At 52.3% G+C, this 20,305-nt stretch carries 21 protein-coding genes and 1 pseudogene; 14 read left to right on the forward strand and 8 right to left on the reverse strand.

Annotated elements, in window-relative coordinates; all coding sequences use genetic code 11:
• Positions 1 to 9: 9 nt before the first annotated feature.
• From BTO32_RS15460 to BTO32_RS15500, 11 genes are all read left to right on the forward strand, one after another.
• Positions 10 to 1,644, forward strand: a complete 1,635-nt coding sequence (locus BTO32_RS15460; protein ID WP_076725551.1) for a type II secretory pathway protein — start codon at positions 10 to 12, stop codon at positions 1,642 to 1,644.
• Positions 1,644 to 3,008 carry a type 4b pilus protein PilO2 gene (gene pilO2 / locus BTO32_RS15465; protein WP_076725552.1) on the forward strand — a complete coding sequence of 455 codons (1,365 nt, stop codon included), beginning with the start codon at positions 1,644 to 1,646 and terminating at the stop codon, positions 3,006 to 3,008. The genes BTO32_RS15460 and pilO2 overlap by 1 nt, the downstream gene beginning before the upstream one ends.
• A complete protein-coding gene (locus BTO32_RS15470; protein ID WP_076725553.1) occupies positions 2,998 to 3,636 on the forward strand; it encodes a hypothetical protein in 639 nt (212 codons plus the stop codon). Before pilO2 ends, BTO32_RS15470 begins: the two co-directional genes overlap by 11 nt.
• Before the next feature lie 18 nt (positions 3,637 to 3,654).
• Entirely contained in the window at positions 3,655 to 5,526 is a 1,872-nt protein-coding gene (locus BTO32_RS15475) for a GspE/PulE family protein (RefSeq protein ID WP_076725554.1), read from the forward strand.
• The gene (locus tag BTO32_RS15480; RefSeq protein WP_084206877.1) at positions 5,527 to 6,648 is read left to right on the forward strand and encodes a type II secretion system F family protein; all 1,122 of its coding nucleotides are present in this window, start codon (positions 5,527 to 5,529) and stop codon (positions 6,646 to 6,648) included.
• 204 nt (positions 6,649 to 6,852) lie between these two features.
• A complete protein-coding gene (locus tag BTO32_RS15485) occupies positions 6,853 to 7,398 on the forward strand; it encodes a type 4 pilus major pilin (RefSeq protein ID WP_076725555.1) in 546 nt (181 codons plus the stop codon).
• 68 nt (positions 7,399 to 7,466) lie between these two features.
• A complete protein-coding gene (locus tag BTO32_RS15490) occupies positions 7,467 to 8,606 on the forward strand; it encodes a type II secretion system protein (RefSeq protein ID WP_245820362.1) in 1,140 nt (379 codons plus the stop codon).
• Positions 8,607 to 8,665: 59 nt separating this feature from the next.
• Positions 8,666 to 9,112 (forward strand): hypothetical protein, encoded by a 447-nt coding sequence (locus BTO32_RS15495; protein ID WP_076725556.1) that lies wholly within the window; start codon positions 8,666 to 8,668, stop codon positions 9,110 to 9,112.
• 13 nt (positions 9,113 to 9,125) lie between these two features.
• The gene (locus tag BTO32_RS17820) at positions 9,126 to 10,454 is read left to right on the forward strand and encodes a hypothetical protein (RefSeq protein WP_139339107.1); all 1,329 of its coding nucleotides are present in this window, start codon (positions 9,126 to 9,128) and stop codon (positions 10,452 to 10,454) included.
• 48 nt (positions 10,455 to 10,502) lie between these two features.
• Positions 10,503 to 11,966 carry a hypothetical protein gene (locus tag BTO32_RS17825; RefSeq protein WP_139339109.1) on the forward strand — a complete coding sequence of 488 codons (1,464 nt, stop codon included), beginning with the start codon at positions 10,503 to 10,505 and terminating at the stop codon, positions 11,964 to 11,966.
• Between the two features lie 125 nt (positions 11,967 to 12,091).
• Positions 12,092 to 12,454 carry a histone-like nucleoid-structuring protein, MvaT/MvaU family gene (locus BTO32_RS15500; protein ID WP_076725557.1) on the forward strand — a complete coding sequence of 121 codons (363 nt, stop codon included), beginning with the start codon at positions 12,092 to 12,094 and terminating at the stop codon, positions 12,452 to 12,454.
• Between the two features lie 51 nt (positions 12,455 to 12,505).
• On the opposite strand, the gene BTO32_RS15505 is transcribed toward BTO32_RS15500, so the two are convergent.
• Positions 12,506 to 12,985 carry a hypothetical protein gene (locus tag BTO32_RS15505; RefSeq protein WP_245820363.1) on the reverse strand — a complete coding sequence of 160 codons (480 nt, stop codon included), beginning with the start codon at positions 12,983 to 12,985 and terminating at the stop codon, positions 12,506 to 12,508.
• Positions 12,986 to 13,434: 449 nt separating this feature from the next.
• Between BTO32_RS15505 and BTO32_RS15510 the strand changes: the two genes are divergently transcribed.
• Complete coding sequence (locus tag BTO32_RS15510) at positions 13,435 to 14,907, forward strand: hypothetical protein (RefSeq protein WP_076725561.1); 1,473 nt, start codon at positions 13,435 to 13,437, stop codon at positions 14,905 to 14,907.
• Entirely contained in the window at positions 14,907 to 16,043 is a 1,137-nt protein-coding gene (locus BTO32_RS15515) for a hypothetical protein (protein WP_076725563.1), read from the forward strand. Before BTO32_RS15510 ends, BTO32_RS15515 begins: the two co-directional genes overlap by 1 nt.
• An 8-nt stretch (positions 16,044 to 16,051) precedes the next feature.
• Here BTO32_RS15515 and BTO32_RS18000 read toward each other — a convergent pair whose 3' ends face one another.
• The 7 genes and pseudogenes from BTO32_RS18000 to BTO32_RS15530 all read right to left on the reverse strand — a co-directional run bounded on the left by BTO32_RS18000 (position 16,052) and on the right by BTO32_RS15530 (position 18,375).
• Positions 16,052 to 16,492, reverse strand: coding sequence for a hypothetical protein (locus BTO32_RS18000; protein ID WP_076725564.1), 441 nt, complete (start codon positions 16,490 to 16,492; stop codon positions 16,052 to 16,054).
• Between the two features lie 207 nt (positions 16,493 to 16,699).
• The gene (locus BTO32_RS18235) at positions 16,700 to 16,822 is read right to left on the reverse strand and encodes a hypothetical protein (protein WP_281251533.1); all 123 of its coding nucleotides are present in this window, start codon (positions 16,820 to 16,822) and stop codon (positions 16,700 to 16,702) included.
• Positions 16,819 to 17,253, reverse strand: coding sequence for a hypothetical protein (locus BTO32_RS18005; protein WP_217697034.1), 435 nt, complete (start codon positions 17,251 to 17,253; stop codon positions 16,819 to 16,821). The genes BTO32_RS18235 and BTO32_RS18005 overlap by 4 nt, the downstream gene beginning before the upstream one ends.
• Entirely contained in the window at positions 17,250 to 17,441 is a 192-nt protein-coding gene (locus BTO32_RS18240; protein ID WP_281251534.1) for an N-6 DNA methylase, read from the reverse strand. Before BTO32_RS18240 ends, BTO32_RS18005 begins: the two co-directional genes overlap by 4 nt.
• A 22-nt stretch (positions 17,442 to 17,463) precedes the next feature.
• The gene (locus BTO32_RS18245) at positions 17,464 to 17,607 is read right to left on the reverse strand and encodes an N-6 DNA methylase (RefSeq protein WP_281251536.1); all 144 of its coding nucleotides are present in this window, start codon (positions 17,605 to 17,607) and stop codon (positions 17,464 to 17,466) included.
• Positions 17,605 to 18,027 (reverse strand): annotated as a pseudogene (locus tag BTO32_RS18250) (type I restriction-modification system subunit M N-terminal domain-containing protein); the annotation flags it as partial. The pseudogene BTO32_RS18250 and the gene BTO32_RS18245, both read right to left, overlap by 3 nt.
• A gap of 75 nt (positions 18,028 to 18,102) precedes the next feature.
• Positions 18,103 to 18,375, reverse strand: coding sequence for a hypothetical protein (locus BTO32_RS15530; protein WP_076725566.1), 273 nt, complete (start codon positions 18,373 to 18,375; stop codon positions 18,103 to 18,105).
• 101 nt (positions 18,376 to 18,476) lie between these two features.
• On the opposite strand from BTO32_RS15530, the gene BTO32_RS15535 reads away from it, so the two are divergent.
• Entirely contained in the window at positions 18,477 to 20,279 is a 1,803-nt protein-coding gene (locus BTO32_RS15535) for a hypothetical protein (protein ID WP_076725567.1), read from the forward strand.
• Positions 20,280 to 20,305: the final 26 nt, after the last annotated feature.

The following is a 20,305-nucleotide window of genomic DNA, read 5'->3' on the forward strand; positions in this document are numbered from 1 at the left end:
TGAACCTCCATGAAGAAACTACTCCTAGCAACTGCAACAAGCGTTTTTCTGGCCGGTTGTGCCGCCTGGTTTCCAGAAACCAAGGCAGATCGGGAACCCCATTACCCTACGGTGGCTGACCTTCAAAGTCGGCTCGTCGCCCTTGAGCAACAAGCTGCCAGGGAGGCGAGTTTCAAATCCGATCAGCCTTGGTTGGTCAAACAGGAGGTGAAGGAATATCCGCGGTATCCGTACCTTGATGACCAGCAGATTACGATCAGCCAGTTTGGGAAAACACTACCTGAAATGGTTGGACGGTTGGCGGAACAGCTGAACGTCAATATCCATTTGGCGGCCGATCTCTATATGGATAAAGGTGAAGACAGCCGACGCAGTGACGCGGAACGAATGGACAATCGTAGTAGTAGAACAGGTCAGCCAGCTTCCATTGAGCAGCCGAAAATCGTGGATACCGCCAGTGTAATGACGCTGTTCGGCGGGGCTTTCGGTGGTGATGGTGAGCGCTTTGGCAACCCGTTGAAGACGCGAATCAGCGTGGTCAGTCAAGGCGGTAGTGCCTCGGCATTGCTGGATAACATTGCGGCCCAGCTTGGGATCAGTTGGCGCTACGATGAAACCCGAAATCAGGTGACGTTCTACCGGCTGGCCCAAGAGACTTTCCAGGTCTTTTTCCCGGGCGTTGCGGACGCCGCAGTCGAATTGGGGCGTAGTGGGGATCGTGATGCGGTCATTCGCCAGCAAGCATCTTTCGAGAACGAAAGCGGCTCCTGGGATGAAATTGCTGAAGGAGTACAAGCGTTGTTGTCACCGCTGGGCAAGGCAACCCTCGTGAAAGGAACGGGAAGCCTCGTGGTGATCGATACACCGGAAATCCTGGAATCCGTCTCGGAATATGTAAAGAGCATCAACGACATCTATGGTCGGCAGGTCTATCTGCAGATCCGAACCGCCAGTGCCACGGTTGAGAGCACCAACGATTTCAATATCACCTGGAACAACATATTGAACACGGTCAACAACGGCCAATTCCAGATTGGAACAAACAGTGCCGAAGTGGCTACTCAAGCGTTGCCAAATGTATTTAATGTCATCCGCACAAGCACAGGGGCCAATCTTGCACTGGAACTGCTCGCCACAGAATTTGAAAGCACTGAGATTAACGAGCAGGCGGTGACTACGCTGAGCAATCAGCCTACCAGCCTGAAAGTCCTGACAGAAACCGGATATATCAGCGGTATTTCGCAGCAGGATTCTACTACCAGCTCGGATAACGTGGTGTCAGATGTACAGACGGATACGGTGAACATCGGCTTCGATGCAACGCTGGTTCCCCGTGTGGTTTCGGACTCCCGGTTGCAGCTTCAGGTGGCCTTAGAGCTGTCCAGCAATCTCACTTTGGTGAACTTCGACTCAACTATCGTGCAGACGCCGACCCGAGATCGAAATTCGGTGGTTCAGAGGGCATGGCTGAGAAATGGCGAAACCTGGGTGATCGCTGCGTTCTCCAGTGAGAAGCAATCCAACCAGGAAAGCGGTACGGGTTCTGCGAAGTTGTGGGGTCTTGGTGGTGGAACTAGCAAGAGTAAGTCCAAGCAAGTGCTGTTGGTAATGATCACCCCGCACATTCAGGACGGAGTGTTCTAATGAGGCTGATTCAATTCGAGGATCAACCGGGTTTTGCGAAGAACGTGGCTGTTGGCCTGGAATGGATGACGACCAACACCAAAGAGTTTAAGAACATCCGAAAGGCGCTGGGCTCCCAAAACAAAGAGTGGTTGACGCTTGCCAGTAGCAATCCCAGCACCAAGGAAATGCTGAATTACGGTGTAGTGGACCGAGGTGCGCTGCCACAAGGTAGCTGCGTATCGCTGGCGGCCTGGCTTGCCTTGTCGTTTCGGCAAGGCGCCATATTGGCGGTTGAAGAGGTTGAGGACAAGCAGGAAGGCCTTTCCAAATATTGGATGTGCCTGATAAACGACGGTCAGGTGCTGGCGGGTACCGACATTCTTGAGGATGACTGGGATACCGTTGAAGAGTTTGCACTGGGCAGCGTTGAGGCACTTGGCGATGAGCAGCTCGGTTATGTGGGAAATGCCGCCAATCGGTTGAGCTTTGTAAGTGCGGAGGCGGAGCACCCGAATCTTGCGGATGTCCTGGATCGGGCTGCCTTTCGAAAAGCGCGATTTCGAGGCGGTGAAAATAGTGGAGCCAGAAATAGGGTTGCGTTTTTCGGTTTGATTGTGTTGGTCGTTGGCAGCGTTGGCTGGTACGGGATGAATGCTTATCTGGATGCCAAAAACATTGAGAGTCAGCAGCAACGAAATCGTGAAAATCAAATCGAGCGGGCACGCGAAGAGTATCAAAACATTCTCAATGACCTGGGCGGAATGGCGCAGGCAGGACCGACGATCCGGACAATGTGGAAATCGGTGCTGTTTCCGACAGAAACCCGAATTGGCGGATGGGAGTTGGAGGCTATCGAATGTGCTGAGAAGGACTGCCAGATTCAGTACAAAAACACTGATCTGACTCTGCCTGAAAAGCTCCAAACACGTTTGGATGGATTCTGCGATTCGCTGACGATCGATGCGGAAGGCATCGTTGGAATTTGCGCCAAAGGATATGAGGATACACCGATCGCACATCTCGGCGAACTCCCTATTGTCACCGATGAACAAATTATTGACGTGCTACTGACGAAGGCTGATCTGGATCGCCTTCTAGCGGGATTTATGACCTTAGCGCGGATGGCTCAGGGCAGTGCGTATGCCATCAATTCGGCGGTCGAGTATCCATTTCGAGGCAGTCGTTGGTTGCCGGATGCACGGGTGTTTCGTCAGGGGGAGTGGTCGCTGGTTGTCCCGGTTAAATACATTGATTCCATCGGCATTCTGTTTGATCAATTCCGCGGAGTTGCCGTATCGACGCTATCACTGAATTGGAATTCGCGAATGGTGGAACTTCGTGGCATCTACGTGACAGGTGAGGAAATCAGCAATGAAGGGTAAGCAAGTAATGATAAACGCCGGGCGCTTTGGAACGTACTGGGCTGGTGTGGCAATGGTGTTCGTGATGTCCAGTAGCGCCGTGCTGGCGGACACTATTGGTGAAGAAATACAGCGTCAAAAGCGGCTGGCGGAGCTGGATCACACCATTAATGTCAACGAACGATTGCTGGAAATCAAGAAGCAAGAAAGCGAATTTCGCGCGCTGAGACAAGAAGAGCGTAAACCAGCACAGGCAAGTAACACCGAGGGCAATTGGGCACCGAATGCACCAGGGCGCAATGGCAATGTTCAGGTTCAGTATTTTGGGCAACAGCCTATGGAGAACGCAGGTGGCATTCAGCGCCGACAGCTGAATCCTGACGGAACACTTGCCGAAGAGATCAAAACACCTGAGCAGATTCAGCGAGAAAAGGCGCTGGAAGTATTGGAAATGGCATCAGTGCGGGAAGCGTTTCCCGTTAAAGGTGAAGACGGATTGGTAGCAATTGTGGAACTCAGCGATCGGGTTGTTGAAGTCCGCAAGGGAAATCAAATTGGTGGCTGGGTAGTGACCAACGTCGCGCTCGACCGAGTGGAATTTAGTCACTCCGATATTGGTGAAACCAAGACAATTTATCGGGCTCGTTAAACGGTGTGAGGAAGGATTATGGCAATCACCAACCGTAAACCTCTGGGCGCCGTACTCGTTGAAAAAGGACTGATCAGCCGAAAGACGCTTGAACAGGCGCTGAAAAAACAGAAGGATCTGGCGGCTGAAGGTAAGCCTGTCCAGCTCGGAAAGTTGCTTGTGATGGCCAGAAAAGTAACCGAGCAGGACATCGAAGACGCTCTGAACGATCAGAAAAGAATCCGGGCTTATGTTCTCCAGAGTCGTTCAGATGTGGAAGAGCTGTATGGTCAACTGATCGTTCAAAAGTCCAGCGGTCCCAATCAGCCCTATTTTGTCGATGAAGGCTATCAGAGTCAGATTGCGGTAGCCCAAAATGGGAAAGGGCATCCATTTATTCTGGTCACCGAAGAATTCGGTGCAAACTACAAAAACGTGGTGATGGATGTTCGAGCCCGGGTACTGAAAGCCTACACCACCGATACAGGAAAGCCCATTGCACCAAAACTCATCCAGGTGACACCGGATTTGTTGGAACTGTATCGGGCACCTGATGATTCTAAGAAAAGCTCAGGCCCGCAGACTGAGTACGAAAAAGAGTTCGAACACCTGATCAAAGAAGCCTACAAGGCTGGAGCCAGTGACCTGCATTTCTTCCGGGAGCCTGACGTTTGCACGGTACGTCTGCGTGTTCATGGCGCGATGCGAACGTATGCCGAATGGAATGGAGAGAAAGCAGATAAAGTGCTTCAGGTTGGGTTTCAGACCGAAGGCAGTGGATCAAAGTACGCCGGATGGGATAAGAAGATTCGTCAACGGGTGCGGATCAAAATCAAGTTCAACCAGCACATCACTCTGACCTGCCGGTATGAGCACGCACCGGGCGACGACGGCGCTTTTCATGCCTGTATCCGGATTCAGGCAAATGACAAACGTGAAGTCCGGCAGCTTATTGACCTGACCGAATGCGGTTTGACGCAAGCACAAGCGGATGCCCTGGAAGCGGCAGTCTCCGAGCCATCGGGCATGGTGATCCTGTCTGGCCCGACAGGATCAGGTAAATCCACCACACTTGCGGCTTTGGTCAAGTACATCAACCGGAACAACGATGTCAACGTCCTTACGGTCGAATCGCCAATTGAACGGGAGCTCCCTGCGTTTCAGACCAGTGTGTCAGATGATGAAGACGGTAACCGGAATGAGTTTGCCAGCGCCATCAAATCGATGCTGCGCCGCGATCCTGATGTGTGCATGGTAGGGGAAATTCGTGACGAAATGTCAGCTGCTGCCGCTGCGTCGGGTGTTCAAACCGGGCACACACTTCTGACCACCGTTCACGCTCAATCCGCCATTGAGATCGTGGAGCGCCTGACCAGCCCTGCTATGAAAATTCCTGTCGAAACGGTCAGCTCACCATCGTTCTTGAACGCTTTGGTGTTCCAGATGCTCCTGCCGGTCCTGGATGACAAATCCAAGATTCGCCTGACCCCTGAAAATATTGACCAGTTCATGGATCAGAAGCAGAAAGCACGGTTCTTGAAGTTGTTCCCCGATTATGAGCACAAGAGGATTTGCGTAGCGGGAAGCTCGGAAGAGCACCCAGAAGGACTCGCTGGAATGACGCTCTGTGCAGAAGTGGTCATTCCGGACGATACGATGCGAGAGCACTTCCGAGCAAAGGATCTGACGGCTGCGCTCAGATATTGGCGAGCCAAGGGGGTCGCCGAACCAAACGACCTGCAGAAACGCCTTAACGGTTTTACGGCGGCAGATCATGCAATTTCGAAAGTGGAAGCAGGGATGATTGATCCACGAGACCTTGAAGCCTATTTCGGTCACCTGGATCGCCTTGCACAAAAGCGGGAAGAAGTCGGGAATTGGGAAACAAACACCAACATGGAGGCTGCCTAAATGCAGGGTGTCGATGATTTGAATGTGCTTGGGCGGCTGATTAACCGGGTTAATGGAGATGGAAGAAAACTCGGTGCACAGGAACGGATCGATTTCTATGGATTCCTGCGCGCACTGGTTGAAAACGGAAAAGACATCCAAGGTGCCTGCGGAGATGTAGCGCGCTCCTTAGAGCGTCAGGCCAGCGAGACCTTATTGGGTGCAGGCCAGCTAAAGCGAGCGGCACAGCTCTATCGATATATTGAGGCGGAACAAAAGCTGGGTAATGCGCTCCATGTCTCATTGGCAGGCCGGGTACCTGATACGGAGGTCATGATGCTCTTGGCCGGCGCGGAAGGGGACATCACCAAGGGGCTGAAGTCCGCGCAGGTTGCAGCGCGTCGTAGCAACGAAATCAAGAAGGCCATTGCAAAGGCTATTTCCTATCCGGCGTTCCTGAGTCTTGGCGTGGTCGCGGCAATGGACTGGATTGGCAGCAACCTGATGCAAACACTGACGCTGCTAAAACCCCTATCGCAGTGGACCGGTATGGAAGCGGCGGTGTATTGGGTAACGACAAACGTCGCGACGTGGGCACCGTTGGCGCTTGTGTGCCTGCTTGTGCTTGTCGGGGTGTCGGGCTTAATTCACATGAAGTTCATTGGGCCTGGGCGTGAGGCGATTGCGGGCATCCCCCCGCTCAACATTTTTCGGCGTTTAACGGCGACTACCTTCCTAAGCACACTGTCATCCCTCGTATTGGCCGGAACGACGTTCCAGAATGGCCTGACTTTGATGCGCCGGTATACCAGAAGCGAATATCTCAGATATTACCTGGACGAAGCGATTCGGCGCATGAAATCCGGCCTGGCATCAGAAGGTGCAGGTAAAGCGATTGCCTCTAAGTTATTCACCCCGTGGATCATGGTCAAACTGGACATCTATTCCCGCGGCACAACCGAAGAGTTTACGCGGCACATGGATGAAATTGCGGAAGATGCCCAGAACGAAGCGGTAGAGTCGCTGCAAAAACTCAGCCGTGCGTTGAACATCCTGTGTCTGGCTGTGATTGCCGGTACGGTCATGGTGACCGTTGTCACGCTCTTTGGTGTTATTGGATCAATTCGCTCGGGCCTCGGTTAGCGTTGCAAAAACGCGACAATCGAACATGAATTGCGGGCAAACGTATGGAGGCAGTTTCCCACATTAGGTAGTGTAGAACGGTATCATGTGAATACCTTCCTCTGCGTCACAGGGGGAGTAATAAAGCAGCCTTTATCGACCAGATTCGATGACTGATGAAGGCGTATGCTCAGGAATAGGTATTCACGAGGAGAAATACTGAAAATGAAACACACAATCTATGGTGGCCGGGTAAAAGGTTTTACCTTGATCGAAGCCCTGCTTGTGCTCGGGATCTTCGCAGTGGCCATCGCGTTTCTTGCGCCGATTGCAATCAGTGAAAGTGCGTCTCAGCGTGCCAAGAGCGAAGGTCAGATCATCGCAGCGATCGGTAAGAAGATCCAGTCAATCTATGATCGACCTGCATCCTATGCAGGGCTCACTACTACGCGCGCTAACCAGCTCAATGTATTCCCCGAAAGCATGGGTGATCCGGCAGTCAACTCCTTTGGCGCGCAAGTAGCCGTACAGACTCCACCTGACAATCCCAAGACTCCGACGGCAAACGGTGCGCGTCAATTTCAGATCGACTGGCCTGGCGTTACGGCAGATGTGTGTTCGGAACTTGCGAGCGACCCCCTTGGCGCGATTGGTGTCGATGTCGATGGGGTGGAAGTCTACAACCGTGGGGTAAGCGATGTTGATATTGGCGCGATCGCCGCGAATTGCGAAGACGGCGTAACGGTTTCATTTATTTTCGGTAAGAACTGACGCCGGTGCAGGAGGTGCCGGCCGTTTCTCAGGCCGGCAATCCGATTGACATCGAGACGGCAATAAGCATGAGACACGCAAAGGGAAGAATCAGAGGCTTACGGCACCAGAGTGGTTTCACTCTCGTCGAGGCCATTTTTGCGTCGGTTATTGCGTTAGGCGTAATTGTTGCACTGACCACCGTTATGCAGGAGGCGAGCGATGCCCGAGAGCAGTCGAAAAGAGGCGCATGGCTGGCCCAGTACATTAACGGTGTGGCTGCATTTATGGCAGCGCAGGGCGCTGTCGCACCAGCAAATCTGACCCGAAACGGAACCGATTGGCTCAAGTCTGTTGATTGTGGTGGGTTGCAACCTGCAGACAATTACTTCCTTCCTTGTGAAATTCCCAATGACTTCAACGGTATCTATGGTCTTGGTCAGCCCCAAGTGGTGTTTGACTGGTCTGAACCGAGAGTGCCGGAAGCAGCCATATCATTCGGAGTGGTCCTCTCTGATGATGGCAACCCAGACCCATATACTGCGTCGGTATTGGCGCAGGAGATCAATGCCCGACTGAATCTGGACGGGTATCAGTTTGCGGAAGCGTTCATCGTTGATCCGGCAGTGGTCAATGGCGCCGCTGTGGCCGCCGAACTTCAACAAGCCAACCTGCGCGCTTTTGTCGATCTTGCCATTGAGAGCACGACGTTCGTTCGCATTGATGGCAACAGCATTATGCGCGGCGCCCTGATTAGTGAAAACGACAGCTGGGCGATGATTACCAGGGATGAAAACGGCGTGGAGAACGCTGAACCGGTGGAGCCCACGGCATCACTAAACGTCAACGATACCTATATCCGATCAGTGGACGCCTGGGCTTCGGAAACCCACGAGCTGGCGGAAGAAGCGTACCGGGTGGCGATTCGGGCACCGCTGTTTGTCTCCAATGTGCGTTCGGGCACGACCATTAGCAAACCGACTTGTCCGTCCCCTCTGGTGGAACGAGTGTCTGCGGTTCCTGCCGGGTTCGTAGGCGGGCCTGCGCCAAATGATCCGAGATACATTGCCGGCGCAAGAACACGAGTTGTTGATAACGGGGCGACCTACTCGATTTTCCTGGACTTGCTATATGACGGCGAATCCGACTTCCAAACCGTACCAGCCCCTCCGGACCCGGCCAGCAACATGGGGTTGGTAAACGTGACGATCAAGTGCTCAGACCCTTGATTGGGGCTGGGCACATTTGGTTTGAGAAATGTGCAGATGAGACAAGTCGGAGGCCAGAGATGACCTGCAAACTTCGCAAGATAGCGGCAGCGGCTTTAATGGCGGCGCTCTGTTCGAATTCGGCAGTTGCCGATGAAGAAGCGGCTCAGAAGTTCATTACTCAGTATGAAAGGGGACAATCTGTCAATGGGCCAGTTGTTAATGTGAGCCGGCAGCCGCTTTGGAACGATGAGGATATGGTCGGGGCAGGTATCGCCGAACAGGTGACAGGAGCCATGCCGATTGAGGTGAGCCACACCGAAATCGGGGGGGCAAATATTGTAGCCGCAAGCGGTCTCAAAACAGTAATGGAGCGGTTAAAGGAAGAAGCCGAATTCCGCGAATTGCTTGAGCGCGTGCAGAATGAAGGCGCCCTTGGGGATGTGGACTATGGGCACAAGGGGCATCTGAAGGATCTGCAAGAACGAGCTGCACAGCTTGAATTGTTGTTGATTTCGGAACAGTGAACAGGAAGAAGCCATGAAATACGGGAACCTCGTTATTGCTTGCCTGGCGGTCGTTGGGATTGCGTCAGTGCTGAGCCCGGCAACGAAAGCCGAAGATCAAACAACGGCAACGCGAACGAAACCCTGGGAAGTTGTTGACCTTTCCCAGGGCTCAGTCGGCGGAACCGGCCTCCTCAAGGAACAGAGCGTCGGCACAATCGATGGTGGTTCCCTTCAATCAACCTGGGAGGGGATTAAAGGAAGTCCCCAATATCAGAACATCAAGGCGTTGGTTGAGAACAATGAGCAGATCCTGATGACCATGGAGAGCCGGATTTCTGCGCTTGAGAACCAGCCCCCGAGAAATACGGAAGTCTGGGTCGAAGAGCCTCCTACGATTACTGGGGGGGGAACATCATCAAATATGGAAAGGACTATCTGGGAGCCTCCGTTTACGGATCAAACCAGTGATTTTACCCAAACTGCACTTATTACTGAATCACGTTCCAATCCGGTTGAGATTTATGAATACAACACACTGACTGGCGAGCGGCGCCTGAAGGATTCGTACACGGAAGAAAAAGTTGTTGAATACACTGTGGTACGAGATGTGTCAGTACAAGTACAAGAAGAGGAAGTAACTGAGCAGAAGGAAGTCACTACATATTTAGGCACATATACGACAGATGTGCCAGTTAAAGAAAACTGCACTTACGACCCTCCGCGATCTACTGTGGATGAAGATAAGTTCTACGTGGCGCAAGAAACCTGTGATTATTTGACAAAAGTAACAGTTATTGCCAAGGCGGAAGATAAAGATTATACCGAAGAGTGTACCAGCCCCCTTGGAATATGTATCAACCCATGGGTTGAAATCGGCAGAAAAGAGAGCACAGTCTGGCAGAAAAAGACTGCGTCGGCATACGTACAGGGAACAAGATCTCTTGAGCCTGAATGTAGATTGAGCTACGGGAAAGACACAGCGATATGGGCCATTGAATTCCAGCCATACCAGCCGGATATTATTATGGGAATCAACCCAGCGAGGTGGCATAGCGTAATCAAGTGGCAAGCGCATTATGATACGTATTATCCGGATACAGCAAATTATGATTACACGGTACGTTCGCAAGATTACTTTGGAAAAAAATATGACATAGTTGGTGGCTATCAGTATTTTACGACGTCACCAGGGCCTGTTCCAACTAAAGAAAACCCGCATATAGCAGCAGATGGTACTCGTTACTGGGCGAAAGGTGATCCTGTCATATGGGAGCGTGTCGAATGTAATGGACCGCCTAATGGTACCCAGTATTGCGGAGCTGCGACTACGGTGTACTACGAAGTTTGTCGCCAGAAATAATAAGCTTTAAAAATTGTTTATTGGATTATAAATCAGTTGGCATTGGACATGAAAACGAATAAAAGGGCACTAAGTATTTCAGGGGCATTCCTGTTGTTGCTGAGTATGCCCACATTGGCATTGCCAGAAGATGATCGATTTTTGACCAGTTATGATAAGCGAGTTGAAGAGCTGGGACAGCGTATCAAAATCTGGAACTCGCCTAGAGTTCAAAGCGATACTGTTCGGTCAATCCAAGGGCTGGAGAAAGACCAAGGCTCCGTAGGATTGGCGCTGGAAGGGACCTCTTTGGAAGCGTTCGTCGAGCGGCTCCGGGAGGCTCCCGAGTTCCAGGCGTTTGAGAGCCAGGTTGGAACAACCAGCCAGGGACTGTCCTCATTGGATAATCTGGTCACCACTCTCGAAAATTCGAGCGTTTGGGAATTGATGGAGCCGGTTTTTGGTGAATGGGTGGTAACATCAACCTCCGGGAGCGCAGAGTGGTCGCCACCCTCATCAGTTGCACTACCCAACAAAATAACCGTGCAGACCAAGGACGGTACGGCAACCAAAGAGCGAATGGTCGAGATATACGAAAAGAACAAGAAGACAGGTGAGAAGCGATTGGTTGAAAGTTATGTCCAGTCAGCCACTCAGTATGAGTTTGATCGCAGAAGTATTACGGCCGGTATAAACCCTGATAATCCAGAACAGCCTATTGATTCAAACGGCTGGACAAACTGGGAAATGATTGGCGAACCTTATGATTATAAAGAGCTTTTACCAAAGAGATCCGATATATGGTCTGGAATGCCATTCAATCAAATTCAGCCTTACAAAGTAAAGGAGGAAGCGTACAAATTTATTTATAAAGATGTTCCTGATGGCGATTATCAATTTATTGAGACAGCAACTCAATCGCAGGTCAAAGAATTATACGAATCAGTTCGCCTAACAGGCACAAAACCTCTGCCTGGTAATGGATGCTATTATGACCCAGAATTAGGTAAAAACACCTATAAAGTATGGGCGAAAAGTAGAGGCTTTGGGGCCGAATACATTGAAACGATTGTAAAAGATAATCCTAGATTTGTAGCGAAAACTTTTTACTCAACGAATAACAGCTCTGGCAATAACCACATCATTACGGACTTCTATTTTGATGGAGTCCCTATCCATGAAACGCCAGAAGACAGCGGCTGCAGTATCGTATGCCTATATTCGATTGAGGAGTTAAACCCAATGAAAACCTGGTATGGCGCGACGGATAAGGGGATTTCCGGCCAGCCTGATCCGGAGAACATTCTTCCGTTAAGAACAGCTCGAAATGGAAGTGGTAGTGGTAGCAGCAATATGGTAGATACCAATGTTGTATTGGTAGGTGACCTGCCATTTATTTGGGATGGGGGCCGTAAAGAGTTCTATTTGGGCCGAAAAATGAAAGAGGATGTAGTGACAAAGGAATCCTGGTCTGGCGGCTCAACATGGAAAGAATATACACGGGAGTATGAAGTCTGCATGAGAAATCGTTGATCTTAGCTAGAATTCAAAGCACAGAAAACGAAAAGCCAACCTGACGGTTGGCTTTTTTTGTGGATTTACAGATACGTTGTGATAGCATTCGATATACCCGTTTTCCGCAAAGAGGGAATGCAAAGATGGCAAAGATCAACGATTATTATCAGAAGAAACAGCTGATGGAGCAGTTGGCTGCCGAGTTGGAGAAGCTCGAACAGGACCAGGCACTCAAACAAGACCTTGAATTCGAGAACAAAGTTCTCGATCTGATGAAAGAGTATGACAAAGAGGCCGGCGATGTCGTACAGATCCTAGCGGCCATCGATCCGTCAATTGGCGTACAGCATGGAGCGGGTTCCGGGCGCCCTAAGCGCCCAATGAAAACCTATCGCAACCCCCATACCGGTGAAGTCGTGAAAACCCGGGGGGGTAACCATAAGACGCTGAATGAATGGCGCAAGCAATACGGGAAAGAGGTGGTTCAGGGTTGGCTGGAAGGCTAACCAAACGGATCACGCTCAAGAACACAGCCGGATGTTCCGGCTGTGTGAGACTCAGATTTGCACTTCCACATCAAGACCTGGGCCTACCGTAACGGAATCCAGGTCGATCGCATCCAGGTTGAATACGGTCATGAATTTGGCCGCGCCAACCGTCGTGGACACGTCATATGCGATGGCTACGACATCCTTATAGGGTTCCAGCTCAACCAGCTTGTCGAGATAGTGCATGTTGTCAGATGGTTGGCGAGGAAACTTCTCCGGCGGAAGGCCATCCTCAGCTAGCCATCGGTTCCAGTGTTTGTTCACGTCGTCCATGAGCTCAGCTGATGCCCGGGCGGGAAGGTTGAGAAAGCGACTCTCCTTGAGGTCCGCCAATTTCAATTTATTGGGATTCCACTTCCCGATGCCGACTTTAAAGGAAACGATGGCAAGCGAATCTTGCTTCGTCATGCTCTGCATGGTCGCCCGGAGCACGTTTGCAGAACCACGGTGACCATACATAACCGTTATGCCTTTTTCCGGCAGCTTCAAATCGGGTTTTTGACAGAAATCCGGGTCGCCAAGGACAAGAGGATCAGGGACCTTCCCCCGAAAACGGTGAACGCTTATAGCGCCAATCTGACTGCTATGGAGATCGTTTGTAGGCGTAGACACAGAATCACGGTACTCCGCTTTTGTATAGGCTCAAAACAGGGTTGCCTAAATTATAAGGCAGAACCAGCGCGTTCGTTGATAGCTCTCCTTGCGCGAGCGCCTGCATTTAATGGACTTCCCATATTGAACCACAAACAACGGTCCAGAGAAACGAAAGTATTACCCCGCACGAAACTGGATTCAGGAGCGAGGCGTCAAACTTTCCTCATCGGGTATAGAGATATAAACTATAGTGACAGAGAGAAATTTTGTGACCAGCCAGTGGCACAAAGGTGTTGGGTCAATACGCTCATATTGGCGAGAAAAGTTTGCATAGGTATCAGAATATGACTCGGAAGGGCAGGAAAGTAGCAGTAAAAAAACGTCGCTTCAATGGCGATGTGAAAGACCCCAAGACGCCGATTGACGGGACATCGATTGGGGTACTCCAAGAGTTTTTGGCCGCACAGTCTCCGCTGAGCAATGCAGAAGCCCGGGCCATGGCGCTGACCAATATGGATGTAGCTTTTCTGCTCAACATCCAGGCCCAACAACTGCCAGGCCTGCGCAATGCGCCTTCGTCGCTGCATGTTACCGACCGACGCATTAACCGCAAGGTGCCAGCAGAGAAAGCGGACCGGAAGCAGGGACAAAGCCTCAAGTGCATTCGCCCATACCATGCCATCTTGATCCGTTTGTTTCTCAGGCATCCTGAATACGCCTCAATTATTCCGCCGCGTCCCGCGGATCAGGAAATTTATGAGTTGATTCAACCTTTTATGCGAATGCCGGAACACCCGCTGAATCCGCCAGAAAAGGACACGGCTCGCTGGTTTGCGTTGTACTTTGGTCGCTCAGTAGCCACGTCGTACAAAATGCTCAGGTCGAAATCCATGGCCAGCCAGAGAGAAAACAGTCGGCCGGTGGTTCAGATTCAAACATTGATCGCTTTACGGTTTGCCAAAGAGTTCCGGGAATTGTACGAGCATTATTGGCAGACCCACATTCCGGATAGCAAAAGAAACCGGTCGATGTACCGCCCTCAGGCGTGGTCATGGGATGTGTTGCTTGAGCGAGACAGCCTCACGTCATGGATGAACCAGAAACTCTATATCCAGTTTGTTACAGAGCTTTATGAGCGCTGGTTGGCGTGGTGGGATTACAAATTCATGCAAACTCTAGAACTGGAAGCGATCTCCCGAAGTACCACGCTACAGGAGGTCATGAATGCCGGCAATTGGGCGGCAAAAGGGCCGGCAAGCCCGCCACAATCGCAGCAGGCGGTTCCAATCACCGGGGCGCCGGGCGGCCTGCTTGCGAATTTTCGAGCGCTGACAGGGCTGTCCAGCTCGGAGATGGTGTGGGTTCTCGGGATTTCACCGAAAACCTATTTCAGATTTCGCAAGCAGCACGATACGCATATTGACCCATCTGTGAGCATCCTGGTGCGCCACTTTTACCTGAACCCGGAAGACCTGGAACTGTTTGTTCCATCGATCCCAAAGGGCGACGAGTTGTACCAGATTATGACTGAAATTGACCCGACACTTGAGCGAAAACACCTGGGGGTGTTTTTCGGGTGCGGCACGATCGCCGGATACAACATGAGCCGGCCGGACGCGCATGTGCCGAATTTCGCCCGGAGGGCAGCATCACTGATTGTTCGCTATCGAAAAGAGTCCGACCAGATCTACTGGGACATCCGAGATGCGGTCGAACGTGAGGCCAAGTCCCGGAACATTAAGTTGGATCAGCTCTGGAAAAATGGATCATGGAACGAAAACGCTGATCAGGATGAGCAGGAGATGGAGGACAGCTGATGATCCAGCACCTGAATATCGACGATGAACTCGAAGAAATCATTATCCCGAAAAGCTGGGAAACCATTGGTGCGGCCAGTCAGCTTGCGCTTCTGGATACCGAAGCGGATACGCCCGACCTTACTGAGGCTGACCGGGAGCAGCTATGCCAGGGTGTGCTTGGGGATCTCAGGCGCACGTTCCGGGAAATCTGTGAACAAGCGACGCGGGTACGCGAGCGCGTTATGGCCGATGGCCTGAAAGGCTATCCGGCCATCATGGCTCGGCCGCTTGCGGACGATGAAAACTCCGCCAGAGCGATAGCGACGGCGGCGTTACAGGATTTCTTCTTCCATGACGGTCAGGACGTAAAGGAAACGACGGTATACACCGGTGCAATTGCCTGCTCCCGAGAAACGCTCGGCGCCTTGCTCGAACTGAATCGCCGGAAGGACTGCTTTAAAAAGGGAATGAAGCGCCTTCGAGTGTTGTTGACGGATCATCAGGCTCGGACAGAGATGGAGAAGATCTATAGCGCTTTGTTGCCAGAGGCTCCAGTCAATGTTTCGCGAAAAGAGGCGGGGGCTATGGTTCGCAACTGCATACACCGGAGATTAAATATCCGGCAGCTCGAACGAGCAGTGCCGGTGGTACCTGTATGCCCCGACCGGATTCGCTGGAAGCATACGATTGTGCCTTCGACGCTGAGAATCAGCCGTCACGCTCTTATCGAAGTCCTCGAATCGCGTCAAAACACGGACATTCAGGCGCGATTTGACCTTGAAACGGTTGCCGGATGCGCTGACCCTGAATTTCAATGGAAGAAAGGGGAGAATGAAGACTGTCGGATAGCAGTGTACTGCCGCTCTGCGGTAGCGGATAACGACGAAAAATGGGACATCAAGAATCTTAGTTTTAAGGGCCGTGTTCCGGTGTTTTATCTGGCACCAGCTTTGGCGATGTACATCCCGAAGCCCAAGCCGAGAAAGAACGCTTCGGCAAAGAACCGAAAACCAGAACTGGTCTTCCAGCATGATTTGGATCAACGCCATGAAAGAACCGGGACAACCTTGAAAGAGAGCTTCTTGATGTCGATGGATGTCCGCCGGTATCGAAAATATGCCGAGTCGGCAGGTGCGTCAGTAGTGCAACGATAAGGCGCCTATCACTGAAAAAGTGCGTCAAGTGTGCGTTCTATCTGCCCGCCTTCAGAATGTGTGTGTCCGGCAAGTATTGGTCGAGCCGAATCAATCATGTCGCCCAGGGCTTGTTCCCAGTTTGCTGCATTCAACGGATCGAGGGTGCCAGAGAAGATGCCGTAGTAGTCGAGCACCAGACGATACGCCTTCAGCTCGTTATAGGGGCGCTTCACCCGGGCGGGGCGATGGTCTGCAGCGGGGTGTGGTCGCGCAGGCTCTTGTCGGGATAGAACGGAACGCCTGCAGGATGGGGCGTTGAAGCCGATCAGTAGCATGTCGAAGACCACTAGCAGCTCCACCTTGCGCAGCGCCTTGTCCTGATGTTCCGGTAGTTCGGACTGGACCGGGATCAGAAACTCGTTGAGCAGCTTTTTGTGCTTTGCCTCGCCGAAGTAGAGCGCCTTCACCGCGTCCAGGTCGGTCGTCCTTGGGCGCTTCGGAGATCACCGCCATCACGGTCTCGTCCCCCTGCCGCGCTCGCAGGGCCTCGGTGTAGAGCTGCACCGTCTCCTTGTCCTTGCAGACCAGTATCGCCTTGAAGCCGTTGGGTCGCACGTGCTCGTTGAAGTGGGCTACCACATCGTCGGCGATCTGCTCGATGTGCTTGGGCAGTTTCAGCAGTACATCCAGGGTGGGGACTGGCTCACCAGCTTGTTCTGTTCCGCGTCGTCCAGGCGGCCGAATTCCCGCTTGAAGGCGAGATCCAGTTTCTTACCGTACAGTTGCCAGTCGGTCACCCGTGGCTGCCATTGGATCGGCTTGACGGTGCCGTGGTCCTTCTCGATAAGGGTGCCGGCAAGAGCAAGGACGGCCATGCCGTCCGCGCTATCCATCCCCGCCCTGAACGGCGGGGCTTTCTGCACCACCCGGCAAAGCCAAACAGCGAGGCCCCGTCCACCGCCACCCGTATATAGGTGCCCAGCTTCCGCTCCTGGGTGTGGTGCGCCTCGTCGGCCATGACGATGACGTTTGGGCGCTGTTTGGTGATGTGCTTGGGCATCCCCTCGAACAGGTGCTCGGTGGTGAAGATCACCCCGTGATAATCGCCAGCGAGCTTCGCTTCCAGATCCTTTTTGCTGGCCGCCAGATGCACATTTTCAGTGCCGGTGGCCATCAGTTCGCGGTCTATCTGGTCGCCGAGCTGTTCCCGGTCTACCAGCAGGATCACCGTGGGCTGGTTGAGCTTCGGGTCCTCCCACAGGCTGGCAGGATCATGTTGATGCGTGAGATGTTGTAGGTGGCGACGTTGGACTCCTGCCCGTGCAGGAACAGCTGGCGCACGTCGCCGCCGTGGAGCAACAGGCCGCCAGAGCAGCTGGCCCAGTCGCAGATGCTCATACCCTCTTTCGGCTCCACAGCGTCTTGGACATGAGAAAGCCTACCTCGGCCGGGTGTAGAGTTCGCCGTTCGACTTGCCCGCCTTGCTGGCAAAGTTGCGAATCAGGTATTCGTAGGCGTTGCCGAACAGGTCGTCGGAGACGTGGGCGTGGTCGAAGGTCTGGTTGCCGAAATGGTTGATCAGGTTGACCGACTTGTCGTGGGGAAGTTCGTCCTGCTTGTTGAAATCGATCTTGTTGGTGACGATGCCGTCGAAATTGTTCTGCCGGTGGGCATTGGCCCGCTCGATGGCGAGCATGGCGTCGTTCAGTGCCTGACCGAGTTGGCCTTTGGCGTTGCGGGCGACCTTGTTCCAGACGGCGGGCTCCGGCACCACGAAATGGTGCAGCTTTTCATCACGGGCCAGTTGCAGCGTCTGCTCCTGCTCCACGCCCGCCTTGATGAGGATATCGGCCTGGGTCCGAACCTGTTCCTAATAGAAGTCGTTGATGCGCTTGTAGAACAGCAGGGCAAACACATAGCCGCGGAACTCGGAGTGGTCGGCATTGCCACGCAGGATGTCGGCGGCCTTGTCGAGATAACTTTCCAACTCGCCCTGGGTCATGCGCCGGGGGGCGCACCATGATGGACGCTTCGAGCGTGGTGAGAAGTGCGGTCAGATTAATGAATGCTCCATTCCTTATTGTTTGCCGCCGGGGCTGGTGTTGCCGGGCTCCGCCGCGCTGCCCAATTCAACCCGCGCATCCACCTGGCTTTTCTTGAATTTCCAGAGGCGGCTAATGCGGTGCGCGGGTACGTGTTGAGTGAAGAGGATGGCGTTGTGCAGTGTTAAAACAAGGCCTCGAATCTGGTGCAGGTCGTGATGCGCAAAGGACGAGGGTATGTCGGTCTCGGAGTGCTTTTTCTGAGAGGCTTGAATGACACGAGCAATATCCAGTGCAACGGATAGCATCCGAGTTTCCAAAAAGAATCACAAAAAGCTCCGCTCATTGAACCGACCAGATTGGTTTCACACAATACCCCTTATAAAGCGCGAGTTTTCGAAGGTGGGCAATGACTCCTGAACAACAGCAAGCCGGCTACCAAACTATTGAAGCGCAGATTCCTGCATTTCAGTGCAAGCGGGTATCGGAAAAAGCCAAAGAGCTTTCAGCAAAGGCCCAGAAGATTGGTATGCCACCGTTCACCCTGCAATTTGGGAAGAGAGTAAATAAGCGCGTTGCCATTGGTGGTGATCACGGTGAGTCTTTATGGCTTGAAGTAGTGTCGGTCAAGCTGATTGCTGGACAGCCGAAGTTAAACGGCTGGCGAGTGGTTGCACGAATTGAGCACGATGAGGCGGGAAATCTGGTTCACCTGTATGGCCAGGGTAATTATCAGGTTGCGAGTACGAAGGACTTATTGTCGGAGCTTTCGATCTGTGCGCCCAAATGTGAGCACTGCAATTATAACCGACAGCGGAAAACGACGTTTTTGCTGGAAAATCGTGAAGCCCAAAAAGTACAGCAAGTGGGTAGCTCGTGCCTGCAGGATTTCACTGGGCACGAGAACCCGGAGACAGTGCTTGCGATGAACGACGCGATTAACTCCTTCATCGAAGGAGTTATTAATCCTGATGATGCCTTTTATGCGGACGCTAAGAATTATGATTTGGTTCCAATGGAGTTCATTTTGAGGCTGACATCAGCGATTGTGAGGGTTACCGGAGGCTGGATACCAAAAGATAACAGACAAGGCATTCCCAATCCCAATGCGACAATCTTTAGCGTCTATGATGCTCTCAAGAGACCCACTTTAGGCGATCGAGTGAGGATTTCGGACGAGGATTTTGAGAACGCCGAATTGATTATGGCCTGGTTGACCCATGAAAAGTTCGATCATCGAGGCGAGGAATACCGAGCGAATCTGTCACAGCTTGCAAAAAGAGGATACATACCCCGCAAGTATATTGGCCTGGCGGCAAGCGCGGTTGCCGCATTTCAACGGGAACTCAGTCAAGCCACATGCAAGGCCAAAGCGAAAATACGATCGCCTAAAGCGCCAATGTTCATTGGTCAAAAGGATGAGCGAATAGAGCGAAGCGTTACGTTAATTCGGAAGGTGCCCATTGATGGGCAGTTCGGTTTCTCTGTTCTTCACATTTTTGAAGATAACGAAACAGGCTCAAAACTCACATGGTTTAATTCCGGCTCCGAGAAGTTCAAAGAAGGCCTTACATACACGATTGCGGGTCGCGTGAAGGAGCATAGAACCCGGGACGGGGAAAAAGAAACCGTTTTGACGAGAGTAAGTTGTCCGGATCTAAAACTCCACAAGACAATGCACCCTAACATGGACGTTGCCGCGTTCGTGAAAAAGCTGAAAAAGATTGAGGACGTAAATGCGCGGGACCATCACAATGAAACGCTTCTGCATGAAGCCAGCGCACTGCATGAGCGATATGGGGACTTTGGCGATATTATCCGAGAACTGTTGCGCCGCGGCGCGGACCCGAGCTTCCGAAGCACTTGTGATAACTGCTGCGCGTTTGACTATTGGGTTACCCTTGGCGATGACGAGTTAATAACAACCGGGCTTGAAAAATGGCCTGAACTTACCGCAGATTGGGGAGACAGCGATCTTAGCAGTTTGGGTTTCCAAGATCGGGAGTGGGTGCCGGCATTCAGATCGGCTCGCAATAAAGCGATCGCCCAAATAAAACAGCGTGAGCAGGAAGAGCGGAGAAATGCTTTAGCTCGTGTACTCGGGGAAAACCACGATGAGACAGAGTGTGAGGCAGATGTTTTAGGGGCGGAGCTTGATGATGATGATCTAACTCAGGCTGATAGTGATAGTGAAGTGCTGCGGATCGCATAGAGCGTTCCCGCAGCGCAGTTCATTGA

The sequence above is a fragment of the Marinobacter lutaoensis genome (genome assembly GCF_001981305.1).
Lineage (GTDB): Bacteria > Pseudomonadota > Gammaproteobacteria > Pseudomonadales > Oleiphilaceae > Marinobacter > Marinobacter lutaoensis.